Here is a 22,304-nt window from a genome sequence, read left to right on the forward strand (position 1 = left end):
TCACCCATTTGCTCTTATGTATTGCTGGACCGATATGTCATCTAAAAATTGATTTTCGGCTTTTTTAGTTATTTGTTTTTGTTTAGAATGTCTTTTTTCAATCAATTTCTCTAGCTTTTTAACTTCTTGATGAGCGTTCGTCATTAGTTGTTGTTTATTTTCCATATTTAATCTTGCCTGATGGACTTTAACCTGTATGGCATTCTCTTGATATTTTAATCGTTCTAAATGTTGATGATAGCTTGAAAGACTGATTACCTTAATTCGTTGGTTGACCATGTTCCCTAATTTAGTTTCAAGCTCTTCCTTATGCTTTAATAATTCGTAAAGCTGCTGACCAACTTGTTCGAAATGCTCAATCGAACGGTTATACTGCGATTGCGCCTTGTTAAAATCATTTTCTTTTATGTCATATAATTTTTCTAATGAATAAACTGTGTTCATGACTGATCACCAACTAATTCTATTAATTGTTGAATAGACTCCTCAGCACTAATCGATTCATCCATTGATTGATAGAGATATTCCATAATTCTGGGGTGATAATAAATAGCCTCATCAATGCTAGCTGAAGAGCCCTTTTTATAAGCCCCGATTTGGATTAACTCCTTATTCTCTTCATAGACGGAGAGCATATTTCTCAGCCAGTAATTCGCCTGGAGATGCTCTTGAGAAATAATCTTTTGCATCAAGCGGCTGACTGATTTAAGAATATTGATAGCTGGGTACTGACCTTTTTCAGCTAGGGATCGGTCTAAGACTAAGTGACCATCTAGCAGACCCCGTACAGCATCAGCAATCGGTTCATCCATGTCATCACCATCAACTAAAACGGTATAAAAGGCTGTAATGCTACCGTTGTGATCGTTACCTGTTCGCTCTAAAAGCTGTGGTAACATTGCAAAAACACTCGGCGTATAACCTTTTGTAGTTGGCGGTTCACCACTCGCTAAGCCAATTTCCCTTTGTGCCATCGCAATTCGGGTTAATGAGTCCATCATTAAATTAACGTGATAGCCTTTCTCACGAAAATACTCGCTAATCGCTGTCGCTGTATAAGCCCCTTTTATCCTCTGTAATGCAGGTTGATCAGACGTTGCAGCAATCACGATTGATTTTTTAAGCCCTTCTTCACCTAATTCGTGTTCAATAAATTCACGAACCTCGCGGCCGCGCTCACCTAATAGAGCGAACACGTTTATATCCGCATCACTATTTCGAGCTAACATGCCGAGTAAGGTACTTTTTCCCACACCGCTACCAGCAAATATTCCTATCCGTTGACCTCTACCAACCGTCATGGAGCTATCAATTGCTTTGACACCTGTTGATAGTGTTTTATGAATGGGTGGCCGGTCTAATGGATTAGGAGGTTGGCGGTCTGTTTCATAAAAGGTTAATCCATGCGGCAGTTTTTCCCCATTTAACGGCTCGCCTAATCCATCTAGTACACGGCCAATTAATGAATCTCCTACTTTGACGGTCAATGATCGGTTGGACGATTCAACTAAGCAACCAGGACCAATTTGATTCGTCTTTTCATAAGGCATTAATAACACGTGTTCACTTTGGAATCCGACGACTTCCGCTTTGATTTGACGGGAATGTTTCGTGTCATGGATGAAACAAACATCACCAATATTAACCTCAGGGCCTTTCGATTCAACTAAGAGGCCAACGCTACGATAGACCTTTCCGTAACGTTTTTGAAGATCTAAATTTTTAATCTGATTAATGATCTTCTTCGCTTCCAAATGGTTTCTCTCCCTTAATTAAATCGGTAAGATGTTGCTTTAATTGTTCGAGCTGTGAATCAAGACTCGAATCAATCATGCCAAAAGGTGATTCAATTCGGCATCCAAATTTCGTAATTTCTTTGTTCGGATAAATCGTCAATATACTTTTATCAGGAAAAAGCTGTTCAAGCTCTTGGCGATACTGATGAACTTGAGAATAATCTTCAGGGTTTATATTTAAAACCACCTCGGGTTGATCAACTACTTCTTCTAAACTGTGTTTGACAATGTTTAAAAATTTCGTTGAGTCATCAGTTAGCTGCTGCTGTATTATTTTTTCAGCGGAAGCTAAAGCAATTTGAAGAATATCGAATTCGGCATCCTTTAACTTTTGCTGATACTGATCTTTGATCGCTCCTGTTAACTGTTGCATTTCATTTAATACAACGTCGTATTGTTGTTCAGCCTCTTCTTTACCTTGTTGAAAGCCTTCCTGATAACCTTGAGCTTTTGATTGTTCTAAAGTCTCTTTAGATTGTTGCTCTAAAGCTTCGTATTCTTTTTCTATTTTGTTATTTGCCTCTTGGATAAGTCGCTCGGCTTCTGCCTTCGCTTGTTCTAATTCGTCTTTGGCTTGATTAAACAGCTCTTCAGATTCCCGTTGTAACGTTTCTACCTTATCCTCTTGCGTGTGTTCTGGCTGTGTTGGTTGGACAGATTTGACAGGTTTAACTTGAATAACCTTTCCAGAGTTCACTTGATTCTCGGTCAGACGATAGACATTAGACAATGATGTCATCACCTCCACCACGAGCGATGACAATCTCGCCCATCTCCTCTAGCTTACGAATCGTTGCAACAATACGCGTCTGTGACTCTTCAACATCTTTAAGTCTGACAGGTCCCATAAATTCAATCTCATCCTTAATCGTTTCACCCATACGAGTGGACATGTTTTGATAAAGCACATCTTGAACCTCTTCACTCGCAACTTTTAAGGCTAAAATTAAGTCCTCGTTCTCAACGTCACGAATAACACGTTGAATGGCACGATTATCAAGGGTGACAATATCCTCAAATACAAACATCCGTTTCTTAATCTCTTCAGCTAATTCTGGATCCTTCGTTTCTAAATCATCTAAAATCGTTCGCTCAGTTGATCGATCAACACCGTTTAAGATCTGAACGATTGATTCAACACCACCGGTTTCGGTGTAATCATGTGTAACAGTAGTTGACAGTTTCTTTTCAAGTAATTCCTCGACTTCACTGACAACATCAGGTGAGGCCGAGTCCATAACAGCGATTCGTCTTGCGATATCCGATTGTGTTTCCTCGGGCAGTTCAGAAAGAATTTGTGCTGCTTGCTCTGAATCCAAATAGGATAAAATTAAAGCAATCGTTTGCGGATGTTCATTTTGGATAAAATTATAAATTTGTGTTGGATCTGATTGTCTAGCAAAGTCAAATGGTCTAACTTGTAATGATGATGTAAGACGACCAATGATCTGGTTAGCTTGACTTTCGCCTAGAGCTTTTTCTAAAACAGTTTTGGCGTAGTTAATACCACCTTGTGAGATATAATCCTGTGCTAACGCAATTTGATGAAATTGATCCAATATCTCTTCTTTTTGACCACCGTCGACTTTTTTTACTGATGAAATTTCTAATGTTAATTGTTCAATTTCCTCTTCAGTTAAATGCTTATAAACTTGCGCAGAGACATCCGGACCAAGAGAAATTAATAGAACCGCTGCTTTCTGTTTTCCTGTAAGCTCTTTTCTTTTAGTCGCCATTAAGAATGCCTCCTAATCTTCCGAAATCCAAGTGCGTAATAATTTCGCAAATTCTTCCGGTTTTTCTTTTGCCATTTTCTCTAATTGTTTTTTCCTTGCATCTGATTCTGTTAGATTTTCTTCAATTGGCGGTACTTCTTCTGAAACATCCTGACTTGTTTCTTCAAATTCAACCCATTCTTCTTCATCATTTCTTCGACGCATCATTAAATATATTAATAGAATAATAGATAATATTAAGATTCCACCAACAACATAAACCCACGTCGGAATAGTCGCTTCCGTTTGTTGAGCACTTGGTCCATCAGAGAATGGCTGAAACGCAATTGAAACCTTTTGCGCCGGGTCAAAATCTTGTTCATTGGAAACATCAGATGAAATAGATGTTTCGATCATAGATGATAGAATTTGTTCAACATCACCCTGTACAGATTGCTGTTCTGCAGCTGATAAGGTAACGACTTCACCATTTTCTTCAATCGTGTTATCAACCGCCACTTGAATTCCGAGGTCACGAATTTCGTAGGGACTTTCCACGATTTCTCGACGGACTCGATTAAATTCGTTATTAATCGTTTCACGAACTTGTTCGTAATCTGAAAGTTGATCTGTGTCACCTTCAGCTAAATATTCAGGTATATCTGTAACATCAGCTGGAATATTCGAACCATCAATTCCAGCATACGTTTCGGTTACTCGTTCAACACTCACCGGCAGGCCTTCCATGTTTTCTAAATCAACGGGTTCGACTAATTCTTCTACTCGGTTTTCACTTGTAAAGTCAATGTCCGTTGTAACCGATACAACGACCTTACCTTGTCCCATCATCGTTCCTAATAGCCGCTGAACCTGACGCTGTAAGTCACGTTCAATATCCTCTTTAATTTTTTGTTGCTCTGCATATGTATTACCAGTTCCAATCGAATTGGAATCATCTAAGTCGAAGTACTCAAAGTTTTGGTTCATGATCACAATATTTTCCGTCGGTAAATTAGGTACAGCTTTAGAAACTAAATGATATAGACCGCGGACTTGATTTTGCGTAATATCATAGCCATACTGTGTGTTTAAAACAATCGAGGCTGATGATGCCTCTGGCTGATCCCCGACAAAAACCGTTTCTGTTGGACGGTTGATTAAAACCTTGGCACTTTGTATACCATCAATCGTACTGATCAAACTACCAAGTTCACTTTGCATGGCATCTAACTCGATGATTTGTCTCTCTTCATCTGTCATGCCCCAAGACACATTTTCACTAAAAAAGGAATAATCGATATTCCCACTATTAGGGATTCCTTGGGCAGCCAATTCCACGATCAATTGGTCGGACTTTGACTCAGGTACCATTATCGTTGTACCACCGTCTGCAATCTCATATTGAACACCGCGATCGTCCAGTTCACTCGTTAACTGACCAGCTTCTTGATGAGTCAAATTACTATATAACGGGACCATATTACTGGCCGTTAGCATAACCGTTAATAATACAAGTAATAAAATGGCACCGATAAAACCACCAATGATTCCAAATTTTTGTGACTTTGAGCGGCCGCCCCAAAATTCTACGATTTTATTTCGATAAGATTGTACTGTTTCATTCATCGTAGTCCTCCGATTCTAACTTCACTCATATTGTTTCATTTTAATGTTTGTTATAGTTGCATGCGCATGACTTGTTTGTAAGCTTCAATTGCTTTACTCTGAATCTGATTTGCTGTTTGTAATTGGATACTTGCTTTTTGGGCTGTAATCATCACATCATGAAGGTTATCAACCTCGCCATTAATTAAGGCGTTTGTTTTTTGATCTGACGCATTTTTAGCCTCATTCACTTGATTAATTGCATCTTTTAAAAATGTTGAAAATTGTTGCTGTCTATCACTGGGTGATAATTGATTCGTCATATTTTGATCAACAGCTTTTATATCTGTCTTTAGAAATAATGGATTAATCGGTTCCATTATTTAACCCTCCTATCGTCCAATTTCCAAAGCCTTCATTAACATGCTTTTTGATGCATTTAATGCCGTTACATTGGCTTCATAAGTACGTGTGGTACTCATTAGATTAACCATTTCTTTAAGTGGGTCCACATTTGGCATAGCGACATAGCCATTTTCGTCCGCATCTGGGTGATTGGGATTAAAAACTTGTTTAAAAGGTGCTGGGTCCGCCTCTACAGATTGGACTCTAACACCTGTACCTGGTGAATCGGTTCGGTTCATCGCTTTCTGTAAAAAGGAATTAAAATTTGCCTCTCTTGGTTCTTGTGTGACGACTTTCCTACGATATGGTTCCCATTCACCATCTTCATTTAATGTCGCACGTGTTGTATCTGCATTCGCTAAATTTGAAGAAATAACATCCATTTTAAATCGGTTAGCTGTTAATGCACTTCCACTTGTATTCATACCGTCAAAAATACTCACGACTAATTACCCCCTCTTAAAATCGTTTTTATAGAATTGAACTTACCATTTACACGATCAATTAATGCTTGGTAATAGATTTGATTTTCAGCAAGCTCGGTCATCTCTTTATCGATATCGACACTGTTTCCATTATGGTTATATGTAACATTCTCTCTAGACGTAATCTCTATTCCTTGATTAGAGGTTGAAAAAGGTATGTGTTTGCTATGTGTCCGTTTAGCTTCAATCCTTGATTGAGCTTGACCTAGCTGCTCTTTAAACGTAACATCTTTAGCCTTATAGTTAGGTGTATCAATATTAGCTAGATTATGAGCAATGGTTTTGTTTTTAAGCGATGCGTATTTTAAACCCTGTTCAAGATTGTTCATGGTGGAGCCAAATAATTTCATGATTACCTCACCTCAATTCTTTGTTATATATAAAATATCTAAAAATTCTGTAATATTCAACATATTTTACAAAGATATTACAAGTTTATGTGTATATTATTACATAATTTATCCTTTAATGATAGACTTCGAGCGAATTTTTCGTGAATTTTGTCGAAATATTTAAATTCCTAGTATTAAATACCAATTGAATATTTGTATATATCAAAGAATGAGACCTAATTTAATAAAAAAAAAGACTAGTTAATAAAACTAGCCTTTTGTCTCCTATTTACAATCACACCTATTGTATTTCAGTGTTTACTACTCGGTAAATTGTATATAAATTTAATTGTATGAAGGTTGTCCTATTTAATGCTGTGCTTTTCTAACTCCAATAAAAATTTGTCGTTCAACACTTTAATGTATGTTCCTTTCATACCTAGTGATCGTGATTCAATCACACCAGCACTTTCAAGCTTTCTTAATGCATTGACAATCACTGAACGGGTAATACCTACGCGGTCAGCAATTTTACTAGCGACTAGTAGCCCTTCATGACCATCTAATTCTTCAAAGATATGTTCAATAGCTTCTAATTCACTGTAAGAAAGTGAGTTAATCGCCATTTGAACAACAGCTTTGCTGCGGGCTTCCTCTTCAATTTCTTCTGATTTCTGATGTAGGATTTCCATGCCGACAACTGTTGCAGCATATTCTGCTAGTAATAGGTCATCTTCTTCAAATTGTTCTTCCAATCGGCTTAATATGAGTGTTCCTAAACGCTCACCACCACCAACGATTGGAACCAATGTCGTTAAACCGTTTTTGAATAGATCTCTGTTTTCCACTGGAAATGCTGTGTAATCACTGTTAATGTCAACATTTGCTGTCGTTTCGTTGATATTAAACAATTGCTGAGTATACTCATCAGGAAAACGACGTTCCTCTAGCATTTGTTTCATACGTTCGTTTTCGATTTCTTGGTTAATCGCATAGCCTAGCAATTTCCCTTTACGACTCAAAACGAAAACGTTGGCAGTAATAACATCACGCATAGTCGCTGACATATCGTTAAAGTTAACTGCATTTCCTCCTGTTTTTTGTAACATGGCATTAATGACTCTTGTTTTTTCTAATAAATTCATTTTAAAATCCTCCTAATATTATATTAAGTTTTTATAAGATAAATTGAGACAAGTCTCTATTTTTCACAATATTAGATAGTTTGTCATCAACATACTGCTCTGTAATTTCAACCACTTTCATGTTGATATCTGGAGCTTCAAATGATAGGTCTTCTAACAATCTTTCCATAATGGTATGAAGACGTCTGGCTCCGATATTGTCTGTATCCTGGTTCACTTCAAATGCAATTTCAGCAATACGTTTAATCGCATCATCTTTGAAAATTAATTCTATTCCTTCAGCCTCCAATAAAGCTGAATATTGTTTAATAATTGCATTTGAAGGTTCGGTTAAGATATTGATAAAATCCTCAATCATTAATTTATCTAACTCAACCCGAATTGGAAATCTCCCTTGCAACTCTGGGATTAAATCGGATGGTTTAGCCATATGAAAAGCACCAGCCGTTATAAATAACATATAGTCCGTTTTCACGGCACCATATTTCGTCATCACCGTTGAACCTTCTACAATCGGGAGAATATCACGTTGAACACCTTCGCGTGAAACATTGGCTTGCCTTTCATCTTTACCACATACTTTATCAATTTCATCGATAAAGATAATCCCAGATTGTTCGGCTTGATCAATCGCAATTTGATTAATTTCATCAAGGTCTATCAGCTTTTCGGCTTCAATTTGAGTTAATACTTCACGTGCTTCACTCACGGGCAGACGACGTTTTTTCTTCTTTTTAGGCATTAACTGATTAAATGCATCTTGCATGTTCATACCCATTTGTTCTATACCCGAACCTTGAAGCATGTCAAACATTGACGATTGTTGTTCTTCAACTTCAATCGTCACCATTCGATCCTCTAGTTCACCCATTTCTAATTGATGACTAATTCGTTGACGCTCATTCATAACCTCCGATTCTTCTTGATCATCCTGAGTTGGTTGTGCTTGATTCGGATTATTAAATAACATTTCAAATGGGTTTTTCATTTGGCTATTTTTCTTTTTAGATGGGACAAGCAATTGAACTAACCGATTATTGGCCATTCTTCTTGCTTCATCTTGTATTTCCAGCATTTTTTCCTCTTTGACCATTCGGACGCTTGTATCAACCAAATCGCGGACCATTGATTCCACATCACGCCCAACATAACCAACTTCAGTAAACTTGGTCGCTTCGACTTTTACAAAAGGTGCACCAACAAGTTTAGCTAAACGTCGTGCTAGTTCCGTTTTCCCAACCCCTGTTGGTCCAATCATTAAGATGTTTTTCGGAACAATTTCTTCTCGAATTTCCTGTGGCATTTGCATTCGACGGTATCTATTTCGAAGTGCTACAGCTAAAGCTCTTTTAGCATCGTTTTGGCCGATCACATATTGGTCAAGCTTTTCCACTAACTGGCGTGGAGTGGCTTTAGTGCTCATTCGCATTATTCTCCTTTTTCATCTAAAGTTTCTACGATAATTTGATCATTGGTGTAAACACAAATCTCACTAGCAATTTCCAGGGAAGCTTTTGCAATCTGTTTCGCTGATTGGTCTTCACTATACCTTTTCAATGCTCTTCCAGCACTTAAGGCATAGTTCCCACCCGAACCGATGGCCAGAATTTGATCATCTGGTTCGATTACTTCCCCTGTTCCAGAAACTAATAACATCGTTTCCTGGTTCATCACAATCAGCATCGCTTCAAGTTTACGTAAGACTTTATCGCTGCGCCATTCTTTGGCCAATTCAACAGCAGCTCGAGTTAAGTTACCACTATATTTTTCTAAATAAGATTCAAATTTCTCAAATAGTGTAAAGGCGTCTGCAACTGAACCAGCAAAGCCAGCTAACACTTTTCCATTAAAAAGCTTGCGGACCTTTCTAGCTTTATGCTTCATGACGACAGCATTGCCTAGCGTCACCTGTCCATCACCACTCATGGCAGCTTTACCACGATGAAGGACTGCGAAAATAGTTGTTGCATGAAATTGTTGTTCCAAAATAAATCTCTCCCACTCTTAAGATCTTGGATGAGCATTCTTATAAATCCTTTGAAGATGGTCCTTCGTTACATGAGTATAAACCTGTGTTGAAGACAGACTTTCGTGTCCGAGCATCTCTTGTACAGATCTTAAATCAGCACCTGCATTTAATAAATGGGTTGCAAATGTGTGTCTAAGCTTATGGGGATGTATGGTTGATGTTAGAGATGCTTTTTTAATCATTTGATTTAGAACGTACCTAACCCCTCGATCCGTTAACACCTTACCTCGACTGTTTAAAAATACAAATTCTGAATCTGCATCGCTTTTTTGAATTAATTCTTCGCGACCATCTTGCAAATATTCCTGTAACGCATGACTTGCAAAAGATCCAAACGGTATGTATCTTTCCTTATTTCCTTTCCCAGTCACTAGAATTGTATTAATGGAAAAATCAATATCCAATTGTTGGAGTTTCACTAATTCGCTGACACGAATTCCAGTTGAATACAACAATTCGAGTATGGCCTGATTACGTTGTCCCAGTGGGGTTGTGACATCTTCCGCTTCGAATAAGCGCTCAAGTTCTTCCTCATAAAAAAATTCCGGGATATTCTTTTGCATTTTTGGTCTAGATACAAACTGTACAGGATTTTGCTCTACAATCGATTCTCTTTCCAAGTATGTATAATAGGAACGTAAGCTCGATAGTTTTCTGGAAACTGACCGTCTCGACAGCTTCGAATCATACAGTTCCGTTAAATATAAACGAACAACGGAATGCGTTACATCAGAAAGGTCATCAATGAGTTCCTTCCTTAAAAAGCTATGAAACTGTCTTAAATCCTGAATATAATGTTTAATCGTTAAAGGAGAAGCATTTTTTTCGATTTTTAAAAAGTCCTCAAATGCCTCTATTGTTGTTGAGTTGGTCAAATTATAGCTCCACCTTTCAAAACGACTTAAATTTTATCAAACTTTTCAAAGTATTTCAATAATTATCACAGACTTGTCAAAAAATAAGACATTTAATTCATTTTAAAAGGCATCACCAATCGAACATTTTAAAGCAACCCAAATTGTGTGTCAATTTAAAAAACTCAACTACACACATCTTTCACAATATAGATGCAAAATATTCAATTTATTGATAAATTATTTGTGAAAATTAAAAAAAGAATAGCGAAATTAATTCGCTATTCTCTAACTTTCACCTATTGTTGTACGTCCTCTTTGTAATCACATTCTGTACAAACAATTTGTGTACCTTTTTTCTTTTTCTTTTCAACTAACAAGGACTGACACTTCGGACAAGGTCGGTCAATTGGTTTATCCCAGGATACAAAATCGCACTCTGGGAAACGATCGCATCCATAGAAGGTGCGATTCTTCTTACTCTTACGTTCTACAACGTCACCCTCTTTACACTTCGGACACGTAACACCAATTTTCTTAAGAATCGGCTTTGTATTACGACAGTCAGGGAAGTTTGAGCAGGCTAGAAACTTTCCGTAACGACCCATTTTATAAACCATTTCATGACCACACTTTTCACAGTCAATGCCAGCTGGTTCATCTCTTACTTCGATCTTCTCTATTTCTTCTTCCGCCTTTTTCAGGCGTTTTTCAAAGTCATGATAGAAATCCCCAATGATGTCACGCCACGGCTTAGAGCCTTCCTCAACATCGTCTAAATCATTTTCCATTTTAGCTGTAAATTGAACATCAATGATTTTTGGAAAATATTCTTTTAACATGTCAATCACAATCGTTCCTAATTCAGTCGGAACAAAACGACGATTATCTAATGTGACGTAACCACGACGTTGAATCGTATCCAACGTTGGTGCATACGTTGATGGACGTCCGATTCCCTTCTCTTCTAACGTTTTTACTAAACGCGCTTCCGTATAACGTGGTGGCGGCTGTGTAAAATGTTGATCAGGTTTAATCTGTTCCGCCTCTACCGTGTCGCCTTCATTAAGTGGTGGTAAGACCTTGTTATCATCTTTTTTTGAATCGTCAGTACCTTCAACATACAACTTCATAAAACCTTTAAATTTAATTTGAGAACCTGATGCACGAAATTCTGCATCATTGTTCATAAGGTGAGCTGTCACGGTGTCCATTACAGCAGGTGCCATTTGGCTAGCCATAAAGCGTTCCCAAATTAGTTTATATAATCGATATTGATCACGCGATAATTTATCTTTTATGGCAGAAGGTTCTCGCTTTGGAGAAGTTGGACGAATCGCCTCGTGGGCATCCTGAGCACCTTCACTGTTTTTAGCTTTGCGCTTTGGACCTAAAAATTTCTGACCATAATTCTCATTGATAAATGCACTCGCTTCATCTTTAGCCGTATTGGAAATGCGAGTCGAGTCTGTACGCATATAAGTAATCAAACCAGAAGTCCCTTCTCTGCCGCCTAGATTAATCCCTTCATATAATTGTTGGGCGACCATCATCGTCTTCTTGGCTCGGAAATTCAATTTTCTAAACGCTTCTTGCTGTAACGATGATGTTGTAAAAGGTAGAGCTGGGTTTCGTTTTCTTTCCTTTTTGTTAACTTTACCGACCGTAAATTTCTTCCCATCCATTCCATTTAAAATCTGATCCACATCATCTTTAGACTTAAGTGGTGTTTTCTTACCATTTATACCATAGAACTTAGCTTCAAAGTCTTTTTTACCTTTTTGAAAGTAACCTGTAATCGACCAGTATTCTTCTGGCTTGAAATTATTGATTTCATTTTCTCGATCAATAATCAATTTAACTGCAACCGATTGGACACGACCAGCACTCAATCCTTTTTTGATTTTCTTCCATAATAGTGGACTGATATTATAACCGACTAATCGGTCAAGAACACGCCTTGCTTGTTGAGCATTTACTAAATTCATATCCACTGTTCTCGGATGCTTAAAGGATGATTTTACTGCATCTTTTGTAATCTCATTAAATACGACACGACATTCTTCGTCCTGTTCTATGTTTAAAGAATGTGCTAGGTGCCACGCAATCGCTTCACCTTCACGGTCGGGGTCGGCTGCTAGATAAACTCTTTTAGCTTTTTTTGCGGCTTTTTTCAAATCATTTAAAACCGGGCCTTTACCCCGTATGGTGATATATCTTGGTTCAAAATTATTGTCGACATCAACACCTGTTTGACTCTTGGGTAAATCAATCACATGCCCCATTGATGCCTTTACACTATATTTTTTACCTAAGTAGCGTTCTATTGTTTTAGCTTTAGCTGGTGATTCAACGATAACTAAATAATCAGACATGAACGAATCCTCCTACGAGGTATTTTGCTTAAATTAAATCTGTTTCATTATTAAATAATTTTATGTGGTTTGTCAAACCTCAATTATCGACAAATTGCTTTTTTAGTTAGAATTTGTATCGAGCCAATCCTCAATCTCTTCAGGTTTTATCAAGGGTATAGCACCTTCCTGAATTAATTTTAAACATCCTTGTGCCTGATCTAGAAAAATGGAATCAGGTATTGCAAATACATCTTTCCCTTGTTCAAGGGCTTGATCGGCTGTAATAATCGTCCCACTTCGCTCTGACGCTTCAATAATTAAAGTGGCTAATGAAATACCACTAATTATACGATTTCGTTCAGGAAAATGCCACTTTTGTGGACGTGTATCGGGATGATATTCTGACAAAATTAAACCATGTTCAATAATTTGTTGGAATAATACTCGGTGTTTAGCAGGATATAAATGATTAAAGCCAAATCCTAAAATAGCAATCGTCTGCCCTCCATGATCTAGTGCAAATTGGTGCCCCATCGCATCAATACCATATGCCAAACCACTAACAATGGTAACTTGTCGGTTAACTAGCGGTTTTAAAAATCTATCAACCTTTTTACGTGCAAATTGTGACGGTTTTCTTGTTCCAATGACCGAAAGTTTAGGAGTCTTTAACAATTTTTTATTACCTTGCCAATACAATAATAAAGGTGGATCAGGTATGTTTCGTAAAGCATCTGGAAATTCGTCATCAAAAATGGTTAGGGGTTTGTACTGGTTAAATAATTGGTAATTTTTATTCTTTAGCTCAAAGTGGTTTAAGTATGCATGAAGTGACTTGGCTTTATCTTTATGGAAGTTGAAAATCTTTTGAAGATCGTTTGGGGAATGATCTTCTATTTGATTAAGGTAGAAATCCTTCTGAAGATAGTTTTGAAGTTTTCTTCGTGTCATGCCATGAAATTGCATGAGGTGAAAAAGTTTAAAAGAAGCATCTGAATTCAATAAAACATCTCTCCCTTATTATTCTTAAATAAAACCCGGATTCAGAAAACAATCTAAATCCGGGTGTGTACATTAATGAGTTTTACATTTGTCATATAGATCGTTTTCTTTTAATACATCAATCATGGTTTCGCCCATAACAGCAGGTGTTTCAGCTACTTTGATTCCAGATTCTCTCATTATACGCTGTTTCTCATCAGCAGTACCTTTACCACCTGAGATAATCGCACCTGCGTGACCCATACGTTTTCCTGGAGGAGCTGTTGCACCACCAATGAAGCCGACAACAGGTTTAGTCATATTAGCTTTAACCCATTCTGCCGCTTCTTCTTCTGCCGTACCACCAATCTCACCGATCATCATAACCGCATGAGTATCTGGGTCTTCGTTAAATGCTTTTAATGTGTCAATGAAGTCTGTACCATTAACTGGGTCACCACCGATACCTACTGCAGTGGATTGACCAAAACCTTCTTCTGAAAGCTGATGTACAGCCTCGTAAGTTAGAGTACCAGAGCGCGACACTACGCCGATGTGGCCTTTTTTATGAATATATCCAGGCATAATACCAATTTTACTTTCTTCAGGTGTAATAACGCCTGGGCAGTTAGGTCCAACTAAGCGAGTTTTCTTACCTTGCATATATCGTTTAACTTTAACCATGTCAATGACAGGAATATGCTCCGTAATACAAATAACGAGGTCCATTTCAGCGTCAACTGCTTCAATAATCGCATCTGCTGCGAATGGAGCTGGTACATAGATAACAGACGCATTAGCACCTGTTGCATCTACCGCGTCTTGAACTGTGTTATACACTGGTACACCTTCAACTTCTGTACCGCCTTTTTTCGGAGTGACACCAGCTACAATGTTGGTTCCATATTCAAGCATTTGTTTCGTATGGAATTTTGCAGTACCGCCAGTGATACCTTGAACTAATACTTTTGTATCTTTATCAACAAAAACGCTCATTTTCGCCCGTCCTTTCTTATTTAACTAGTGATACGATCTTCTCAGCACCATCTGCCATTGATTCAGCAGATGTGATGTTTAGACCTGATTCATCTAAGATTTTCTTACCTTGTTCTACATTTGTGCCTTCGAGACGAACAACTAAAGGTATTTCTAAGCCGACTTGTTTCGTTGCTTCAACGACACCTTCAGCAATGACATCACATTTCATAATTCCACCAAAAATATTAACTAAAATGCCTTTTACATGATCATCGGATAAAATGATCTTAAACGCTTCGGTAACTTTTTCAGTTGTTGCACCGCCACCAACGTCTAAGAAGTTAGCAGGCTCGCCACCGTAATATTTAATAATATCCATCGTTGACATCGCTAAACCTGCGCCGTTAACCATACAACCGATATTTCCATCTAGAGCTATGTAGCTCAAGTCATATTTAGATGCTTCTATCTCTTTTTCGTCTTCTTCATCTAAATCACGATACTCTAGAAGGTCTTTCTGACGGAATAACGCATTATCATCGAAGTTTAATTTAGCATCTAAAGCTAATACTTCACCGTCACCTGTTGTTACAAGTGGATTGATTTCAGCGATTGAACAATCTTTTTCGACAAAAACATTATAAAGGCTCATCATGAATTTAACTGCCTTACCTAAAAGTTCATCAGGTATATTAATATTAAAAGCTAGACGTCTAGCTTGGTATGGCATTAATCCTGTTACGGGATCAATAACCTCTTTAAAGATCTTTTCAGGGGTTTCAGCGGCAACCTCTTCAATTTCAGTTCCACCTTCTTCAGAACCCATCATAACAACGCGTGATGTCGCGCGATCTAATACAACACCAATATAATATTCCTTCTGGATGTCACATCCTTCTTCGATAAGAAGGCGTTTAACTTCTTTACCTTCAGGACCAGTTTGGTGTGTGACTAACTGTTTACCTAAAATCTCATCAGCATATTCACGGACATCATCTAGATTCTTAGCAATTTTGACACCGCCAGCCTTACCGCGCCCACCAGCGTGGATTTGAGCTTTAACAACGGATACATCTGAACCTAATTCTTCAGCAGCGTTGACCGCTTCATCAACAGAGAAAGCGACCTTACTGTTAGGAACAGCAACGTTGTACTTGCGGAAAATTTCTTTCGCTTGGTACTCATGAATGTTCATGTTACATCCTCCCATCAATCTGTAACTACATTTAAAATGATATTTGGCTTATAATAAAACCACACTGTTTTTATTATACATAAAAATTGTTATATACAAAAGAAACTGATCATTTTAGGTCGAATTTATTCATATTTTTTGTCTGTTTGATAAATAAATGCAAAAACTTCTGCAACAGCTTGGTAAAGATCCTCGGGTATCTTCTCATTTATATTAATCTCGTCCATCAGTTGCATAAGTGTCTCGTCCTCATAAATAGGTACATCTGCTTGATCGGCTATTTCTAAAATTTCTTCAGCAATTAAGCCCTTCCCCTTAGCCACAACCTTTGGCGCCTCGTCATCTTGACTATTATAACCTAATGCGATAACTTCTTTGCGTTGTTTTTCAAACCTTTTCATATGCGAAAGTCAACTCCCTGCCGCCATTCATAACTTGTTGGATTAGATTCCGTCTGCGTTTGAGTAGCCTGGTTATGAATGGGTTTAAACTGAACCTGTACTGATGTATAGTCCTGATTCGTTAAATTGTCACTTAAAGTTGATACGAAGGGTGACGCCAATTTTTTTAGCTGATCAGGAAAAGCATGAAACACCGTCAAATCAACATGCCCATTTTGAACATGCATATCAATAATCGTTTCCTTTAAATGTGGTAATTCTAAATAAAATAACACGCGACACTGTTTCGGATGTACCGACCCATCCTCTTGTTTCTTGCCTTCAAACTCCATAAATAAATCCTGGTTTAGCCCTAATAAATCCTTAGGAAATTGAACCGTAAATGATATCCAATCTCTGTTAGGTGAATCGACCTGTGATAAATGCATGGCATGAATCATTTGATTCAGTTGTTGTAACGATTCATTTAGACCAGGAGAATTCATCTGACTTTGTACGGAATGTATTAAAGACTGTAGTGTTGGATAGTCTCGGTTCACACCCGAATCAACCTGTGTCATTTGAATAAAGTGTTTCATCTGCTCAACACTAAAATGTTGCTGATTAGTTGAATGTTGTCCGATCATGGTTTGCCAAAAGGATAATCCTCGCTGCTCGCTCGTCGTTAGTTGACTGCTTAAAATTGAATTTAATTGGTTGAGTAACTGCTGCCCTTCTGTTGTTTGCAAAAATTGTTGGGCTTGATTCCAGCTTTGATTCGTCAGCAATGATTGTAATTGTTGAAAGGCCGACTTCATTTGATTCGGTAGCCCTTCCCCAATTCGTGACCAAGTATCTGATTGAATACCATTAATTAATAAGCTTTGTTGATGTTGATTTGGAGCTGAATGAACTAGCGTATTTAAATGTTGCATTAAAACATTTAAGCTTTGAAGCGATCTTTCTTGTAATGGAATTTGCTGTTTTCCTAACTGTGTCATAGCATTCGTCAGATTATCAACTGTCATATTATAAGGTAAAGGTGGTAAAGAAGTTGGACTAGATGATGTTGAGAACTGAATATTATGTTGTGACGCCCAATTGGACCACGTATTAGACCATTCTTGAAAAGTCACATTCTGGAATAGTCCAGCTTTTTGCAATAACTGAAAGGTTGTGCTTGAACCACGTCCGACCTCTTTTAAAACTTGGACAACCAATGTATCTAATAGATTTTGGCTACTAACAGACTTTGAAGATAATAAATCTAACTGTTTATTCAGTTGAATTGATTCTATAGTAGGTCTGGCTTGGTTCAACTGCGATTGGACTTGTCCAATGGTATTTGTAAAAGAAATCGGTTGATTAATGCGTTGATGAATCGCATTAAAAACGTCTTGGTTTAACGGCAGTTGACGTTGAACCATTTCCGATAGAATTTGTTGCCGATTAGGTACATGATTGTTTTTGGCTAACTGAATGAGCGATGGTACCCGTTGCGGTTGTAATGGGAGTTGCGCTTTAAGCATATCAGCTAATAGGGTTTGATTCGCCTGAGTAGACTTTTCTCCTGTCAAGTTAAGCAGCATTAGAGCCGCATCATCAAAGGAATGAACGGCCTGTTGCTGCATCACTTGTAATTGAATGGAAGGGGATGTTCCTTTAACCTGCATTAAGTAATTTTGATTCGCTTGTAATGAGGCATCTAGTTGGGCTACCAATTGATGACCCGATAATTGTATCAACGCTTTATTCCCTGGGAAAAACTTTTTCACTTTCCCAGTAAGCAGTTGTCCATCTCGAAGGGTTAATACATTCGAGAGGCGTTGATCTTGTTTAGTTGTCGGAATCATGCGACTGATTTGTTTCATCCAACATTCACCTGCTTATGTATATTGACGAACGGGTTGAAAGGAACGACGATGATATGGCGTAGGACCATGTTTTCTTAAAGCGTTCAAATGTGCTTTCGTACCATATCCCACATTACGCTCAAATTGATACATCGGATAGACCTCACCAATCTCAGCCATTAATCGATCTCGTGTCACTTTTGCAATCACACTTGCTGCAGCAATCGAAATACTTTTGGCATCACCTTTTACAATTGATTGCTGCTCAATGAGTAAACTGTCAATTTTCATCGCATCAACTAACAAATAGTTTGGCTGTTGTTTTAGCGAATCAACTGCCCGTTTCATAGCGAGCTTGCTAGATTGATAAATATTATAGTAATCGATTTCCTTTGCATCTGCTTGACCAATCCCAATCGCCATGGCTTGTTTATAGATCGTCTCATAAAAATGGTCACGTTGCTCTATAGTGAGCTGCTTAGAATCATTTAAACCTGGTAAATAAAAGTCCTTCGGTAAAATAACGGCTGCTGCAACGACGGGACCAGCTAATGGGCCACGTCCAACCTCATCGACTCCCGCGATTAAATCGATTCCTGTTTCGTATAGTTCTGTTTCGATTTTCGTCATATGAATAAATTGCTCATGTAATTGTAATGCTTTTTCTTGCTTTTGGTTATATTGTTTTAAAAGCTTTTGTACGCCTTTTCGTTCATCCGTTTTAAGCTGTTCTAACCATTTATTGGAGAATTCTTTTTGTTCAAGCTTCTTCTTTATAACCGTAATCGTTTCTTGTTTACTCACGATATTCCCACCTATTTTGTTTATCGGTATTTTTTCAAATTTTTATATTCAATTTTTTGGCTGATCAAATGTAATGCCACCTAATTTACCGCTTCGTAAATCCTGAATAATGACATCGGACGTTTTTTCATAATCTACGACGCCACCAGATTCTAAGCACCCTCTTTTCTTTCCGATAGTATCAAACCAAACCACGATATCCTCATCATCCAATTGCAGACCATATCTATCAACTAAAATAGCCGGATAATGCTCTTTTAAGAAGCGTAATATATAGACGGCTATATCATCTAAAGGAAGTATTTGATCTTTAATCGAACCAATAGCTGCTAGCTTATAGCCAACTTCTTCATCTTCAAATTTAGGCCATAATATACCAGGTGTATCGAGTAATTCAAATTGCCCCTGAATTTTTATCCATTGCTGTTGCTTCGTAACACCAGGCTTATCACCTGTTTGTGCTCGCTTTTTGTTCGCTAAGCGATTAATAAGCGTTGATTTTCCGACGTTCGGGATGCCTAAAATCATCGCTCTTAAAGAACGAGGTTTGATGCCTTTTTCCTTTCGTTTTTCATTAATCGATTGACCCATTTGCTTGGCTTGCTTCACAATCGATTGAATATCATGTTTTTGACTGACATCGACCGCTAATGCAGCATGTCCTTGTTGTCTAAAATAATCTAACCATTGAACAGTTAATGATTGATCAGCTAGATCTTTTTTCATTAAGACAATCAATTTGTTCTTTTGTCCTAAGACCTCGTGAAGCATCGGATTTTGTGAGGATTGAGGTGCCCTCGCATCAACAAGTTCAATTACGAAATCAACTAGCTTAAGTTTCTCTTGCACCTCACGTTTTGCCTTTGCCATATGCCCTGGAAACCATTGAATCGTCATGTTTTCCACCTACTTTTTTATTATGTATAGACTATATAAAAAGGAGCCTGACCCACGGCCAAGCTCCCCTCTTATTTTTTCATTAACGAATTTCTTTAATTCTCGCAGCTTTACCACGTAAATGACGTAAGTAGTAAAGTTTAGCACGGCGTACTTTACCACGACGAGATACTTCAATCTTATCAACTCGTGGAGAATGTACAGGGAATGTACGTTCAATACCTACACCATATGATACCTTACGTACAGTGAAAGTTTCGCTAATGCCGCCACCACGACGTTTGATGACAACACCTTCGAATACCTGAATACGCTCACGGTTACCTTCAACAACTTTAACGTGAACTTTTACCGTATCACCTGCGCTAAATTCAGGTAAATCAGTACGTAATTGATCTTCTGTAACCTGCTTTAGAAGTTCTTGCATCTTATTCACTCCTTCCAACTAATGCTCTTGTATCACGCACAGCGGAACATCGTTTTCAGCTTAACCTACATATAAGCACTCAATTAATATACCATAATCAACCCTCTGTTGCAACATCATGATTAACTTTTATGTCTTCAAGCATTTGTTGTTGTTCATCACTTAACGTTATTTGTTCCAATAAATCTGGTCGTCTGATATAAGTCCGTTTTAAAGATTGATAGGTCCGCCAATCTTCAATCTTTTGATGATTTCCCGATGTTAATACCTCGGGAACCGTCATATCACGAAAATTATGGGGTCGCGTATAATGCGGGTGTTCGAGCAATTGATTGGAGAATGAGTCATGGGCTGCTGAATCTTGATTGCCTAATACATCGGACTGCAAGCGTACAATACTATCGGTCACAACCATAGCACCGAGTTCGCCACCCGTTAAAACATAATCCCCAATTGAGATCTCATCGGTAACGAGATGTTCTCTGATTCGTTCATCATAGCCTTCGTAATGGCCGCAAATCAAAATGAGATGATCCTCCTGAGCCAATTCTTCAGCTTTTCGCTGATTAAACGTTTCACCTTGAGGACACATTAAAATAATACGAGGTTTTGATTCATCTTGTTGTACTAAGTCATCAACAGCATCAAAAATCGGCTGTGGTTTTAAAACCATACCGGCACCACCGCCATACGGATAATCATCCACTTTACGATGTTTATCGATTGTATAATCGCGAAAGTCCACGAGGTTATATTTGAAAGCGCCTACTTCTTGAGCTCGTTTTAAAATAGATGATTCAAAAACACCTGTAAACATATCAGGAAATAACGTCAAAATATCGACCTTCATCAATCTAGCAACCCTTCCATCTCTTCGATTATGACCTGTTTATTCTCAACATCCACCTTTTTAACAACGGAATCGATATACGGAATTAAAGCATCACTTAAGCCTTTACGTTCTACAACCCAAACGTCGTTAGCCCCTGGCTGTAAAATTTCTTTAATCGTTCCAACGAAGTCTCCATCGTCTTTATAAACCTCACAACCGATAATTTCATAGTAGTAAAATTCCCCTTCGTTAAGCTCATGTAGTTCCGATTCAGGGATTTTTAATACCCCACCTTTAAAATGTTCAACATCATCGATGGTCTCAAATGATTCAAATGTTAATAGGTCAAATTGTTTATGTTTTCGGTGAGATTTCACGATCAACTCCTGAGGGTCTATCGCCTGATCATCCGCAAAAAAGTATAACAAATTACCAGGTGCAAACCGTTCATCAAAATCAGTAATCGGAATGACTCTGACTTCACCTTTTACACCATGAGTATTGACAATTTTACCGACATTAAAAAAACGTTGCATCCTATTTCACCCTAATTTATATCTATAATTTTTCCATCTTTTATCGTAATCGAGCGCTCGCCCGAAATCGTTTGCCAATCATCCCCGATGTCGACTTCAACGATTTCATCAACTTCCCCTTCAATGATTTCACTACCATTTGGAATGTCATCTAATTGCTGCAGTTGATATTCGTACCAATCAACCTGTTGTTTTCGTTTATTTTCTTCAATCGCAAATCGCTCTTCTACCTTCGATTGATTGAATCGCTTTTGATAGATCATCTTCTTTTTTTCAAATTGAAGTTGTTCGAGCTCCTTTTTAGTCTGTCCAATTTTTTGCTGAAATTTCGACTTCAGGTTATCTCGACTTTGATCGGTTACGATTTGTTTAACGGTAGTCTTCCGAACTATCTTCATTTCTCTCACCTTAAAAGTCCGTCATAAAAGATTTTAAATGTTAAAAATGGGAAAGGTTACCCCTCTCCCATTCTACATAATATCAACAAATATTTTCTTATTAATATCAGATCCTGCGGCATGAACGACCGTACGAATCGCTTTAGCAATTCGACCGTTCTTACCGATTACTTTGCCAACATCATTCTCATTGACCGTCAGATGATAACGAATTTTTTCATCGGTTTCTTCAACCGAGACGTTAACCTCTTCAGGATAATCAACGAGTGGTTGTACAATTGTTTCTATTAAGGCTTTCAT

At 37.9% G+C, this 22,304-nt stretch carries 25 protein-coding genes; all 25 read right to left on the minus strand.

The genetic code is table 11. The features are described from left to right. On the minus strand, window positions 1-444 hold the full coding sequence (fliJ, locus tag BLP77_RS03175) for a flagellar export protein FliJ (RefSeq protein ID WP_093855670.1): 444 nt from the start codon (window positions 442-444) through the stop codon (window positions 1-3). Beyond that, window positions 441-1,754 carry a flagellar protein export ATPase FliI gene (gene fliI / locus BLP77_RS03180; protein ID WP_093855671.1) on the minus strand — a complete coding sequence of 438 codons (1,314 nt, stop codon included), beginning with the start codon at window positions 1,752-1,754 and terminating at the stop codon, window positions 441-443. The genes fliJ and fliI overlap by 4 nt, the downstream gene beginning before the upstream one ends. Then, window positions 1,732-2,526: a flagellar assembly protein FliH gene (fliH, locus tag BLP77_RS03185; RefSeq protein ID WP_176752945.1), complete on the minus strand. Its 795-nt coding sequence runs from the start codon at window positions 2,524-2,526 to the stop codon at window positions 1,732-1,734. The genes fliI and fliH overlap by 23 nt, the downstream gene beginning before the upstream one ends. After that, complete coding sequence (gene fliG, locus BLP77_RS03190; protein WP_093855673.1) at window positions 2,519-3,532, minus strand: flagellar motor switch protein FliG; 1,014 nt, start codon at window positions 3,530-3,532, stop codon at window positions 2,519-2,521. Before fliG ends, fliH begins: the two co-directional genes overlap by 8 nt. A gap of 12 nt (window positions 3,533-3,544) precedes the next feature. Next, complete coding sequence (fliF, locus tag BLP77_RS03195; protein ID WP_093855674.1) at window positions 3,545-5,137, minus strand: flagellar basal-body MS-ring/collar protein FliF; 1,593 nt, start codon at window positions 5,135-5,137, stop codon at window positions 3,545-3,547. A 50-nt stretch (window positions 5,138-5,187) separates the two neighbouring features. Further along, on the minus strand, window positions 5,188-5,439 hold the full coding sequence (gene fliE, locus BLP77_RS03200) for a flagellar hook-basal body complex protein FliE (protein WP_483855328.1): 252 nt from the start codon (window positions 5,437-5,439) through the stop codon (window positions 5,188-5,190). Between the two features lie 69 nt (window positions 5,440-5,508). Beyond that, window positions 5,509-5,964: a flagellar basal body rod protein FlgC gene (gene flgC, locus BLP77_RS03205; RefSeq protein ID WP_093855676.1), complete on the minus strand. Its 456-nt coding sequence runs from the start codon at window positions 5,962-5,964 to the stop codon at window positions 5,509-5,511. A 2-nt stretch (window positions 5,965-5,966) separates the two neighbouring features. Beyond that, entirely contained in the window at window positions 5,967-6,356 is a 390-nt protein-coding gene (flgB, locus tag BLP77_RS03210) for a flagellar basal body rod protein FlgB (RefSeq protein ID WP_093855677.1), read from the minus strand. A gap of 347 nt (window positions 6,357-6,703) precedes the next feature. Next, on the minus strand, window positions 6,704-7,483 hold the full coding sequence (gene codY / locus BLP77_RS03215; protein ID WP_093855678.1) for a GTP-sensing pleiotropic transcriptional regulator CodY: 780 nt from the start codon (window positions 7,481-7,483) through the stop codon (window positions 6,704-6,706). Window positions 7,484-7,514: 31 nt separating this feature from the next. Next, complete coding sequence (gene hslU / locus BLP77_RS03220; RefSeq protein ID WP_093855679.1) at window positions 7,515-8,906, minus strand: ATP-dependent protease ATPase subunit HslU; 1,392 nt, start codon at window positions 8,904-8,906, stop codon at window positions 7,515-7,517. Window positions 8,907-8,911: 5 nt separating this feature from the next. Then, the gene (gene hslV, locus BLP77_RS03225) at window positions 8,912-9,469 is read right to left on the minus strand and encodes an ATP-dependent protease subunit HslV (protein ID WP_093855680.1); all 558 of its coding nucleotides are present in this window, start codon (window positions 9,467-9,469) and stop codon (window positions 8,912-8,914) included. A gap of 18 nt (window positions 9,470-9,487) precedes the next feature. Next, window positions 9,488-10,387 carry a tyrosine recombinase XerC gene (xerC, locus tag BLP77_RS03230; protein WP_093855681.1) on the minus strand — a complete coding sequence of 300 codons (900 nt, stop codon included), beginning with the start codon at window positions 10,385-10,387 and terminating at the stop codon, window positions 9,488-9,490. Window positions 10,388-10,665: 278 nt separating this feature from the next. Further along, on the minus strand, window positions 10,666-12,741 hold the full coding sequence (topA, locus tag BLP77_RS03235) for a type I DNA topoisomerase (RefSeq protein ID WP_093855682.1): 2,076 nt from the start codon (window positions 12,739-12,741) through the stop codon (window positions 10,666-10,668). 102 nt (window positions 12,742-12,843) lie between these two features. Further along, entirely contained in the window at window positions 12,844-13,725 is an 882-nt protein-coding gene (gene dprA, locus BLP77_RS03240) for a DNA-processing protein DprA (protein WP_093855683.1), read from the minus strand. Between the two features lie 72 nt (window positions 13,726-13,797). Next, a complete protein-coding gene (gene sucD / locus BLP77_RS03245) occupies window positions 13,798-14,700 on the minus strand; it encodes a succinate--CoA ligase subunit alpha (protein WP_093855684.1) in 903 nt (300 codons plus the stop codon). Window positions 14,701-14,716: 16 nt separating this feature from the next. Further along, on the minus strand, window positions 14,717-15,877 hold the full coding sequence (gene sucC / locus BLP77_RS03250) for an ADP-forming succinate--CoA ligase subunit beta (protein ID WP_093855685.1): 1,161 nt from the start codon (window positions 15,875-15,877) through the stop codon (window positions 14,717-14,719). A 125-nt stretch (window positions 15,878-16,002) separates the two neighbouring features. Beyond that, complete coding sequence (locus BLP77_RS03255) at window positions 16,003-16,278, minus strand: EscU/YscU/HrcU family type III secretion system export apparatus switch protein (protein WP_093855686.1); 276 nt, start codon at window positions 16,276-16,278, stop codon at window positions 16,003-16,005. Beyond that, window positions 16,275-18,128 carry a hypothetical protein gene (locus BLP77_RS03260; protein WP_093855687.1) on the minus strand — a complete coding sequence of 618 codons (1,854 nt, stop codon included), beginning with the start codon at window positions 18,126-18,128 and terminating at the stop codon, window positions 16,275-16,277. The genes BLP77_RS03255 and BLP77_RS03260 overlap by 4 nt, the downstream gene beginning before the upstream one ends. A gap of 15 nt (window positions 18,129-18,143) precedes the next feature. Continuing rightward, on the minus strand, window positions 18,144-18,917 hold the full coding sequence (locus BLP77_RS03265; protein WP_218118846.1) for a ribonuclease HII: 774 nt from the start codon (window positions 18,915-18,917) through the stop codon (window positions 18,144-18,146). A gap of 45 nt (window positions 18,918-18,962) precedes the next feature. After that, the gene (gene ylqF / locus BLP77_RS03270) at window positions 18,963-19,811 is read right to left on the minus strand and encodes a ribosome biogenesis GTPase YlqF (protein ID WP_093855689.1); all 849 of its coding nucleotides are present in this window, start codon (window positions 19,809-19,811) and stop codon (window positions 18,963-18,965) included. A gap of 82 nt (window positions 19,812-19,893) precedes the next feature. Beyond that, the gene (rplS, locus tag BLP77_RS03275) at window positions 19,894-20,238 is read right to left on the minus strand and encodes a 50S ribosomal protein L19 (protein WP_093855690.1); all 345 of its coding nucleotides are present in this window, start codon (window positions 20,236-20,238) and stop codon (window positions 19,894-19,896) included. A gap of 97 nt (window positions 20,239-20,335) precedes the next feature. Beyond that, window positions 20,336-21,088 carry a tRNA (guanosine(37)-N1)-methyltransferase TrmD gene (trmD, locus tag BLP77_RS03280; protein ID WP_093855691.1) on the minus strand — a complete coding sequence of 251 codons (753 nt, stop codon included), beginning with the start codon at window positions 21,086-21,088 and terminating at the stop codon, window positions 20,336-20,338. Further along, window positions 21,088-21,606, minus strand: coding sequence for a ribosome maturation factor RimM (gene rimM / locus BLP77_RS03285; RefSeq protein ID WP_093855692.1), 519 nt, complete (start codon window positions 21,604-21,606; stop codon window positions 21,088-21,090). The genes trmD and rimM overlap by 1 nt, the downstream gene beginning before the upstream one ends. 11 nt (window positions 21,607-21,617) lie before the next feature. After that, entirely contained in the window at window positions 21,618-22,004 is a 387-nt protein-coding gene (locus BLP77_RS03290) for a YlqD family protein (protein ID WP_093855693.1), read from the minus strand. A 72-nt stretch (window positions 22,005-22,076) separates the two neighbouring features. Next, the gene (locus BLP77_RS03295) at window positions 22,077-22,304 is read right to left on the minus strand and encodes a KH domain-containing protein (RefSeq protein ID WP_093855694.1); all 228 of its coding nucleotides are present in this window, start codon (window positions 22,302-22,304) and stop codon (window positions 22,077-22,079) included.

Origin of the sequence: Tenuibacillus multivorans (assembly GCF_900103915.1) — a bacterium.
Classification (GTDB): domain Bacteria; phylum Bacillota; class Bacilli; order Bacillales; family Alkalibacillaceae; genus Tenuibacillus; species Tenuibacillus multivorans.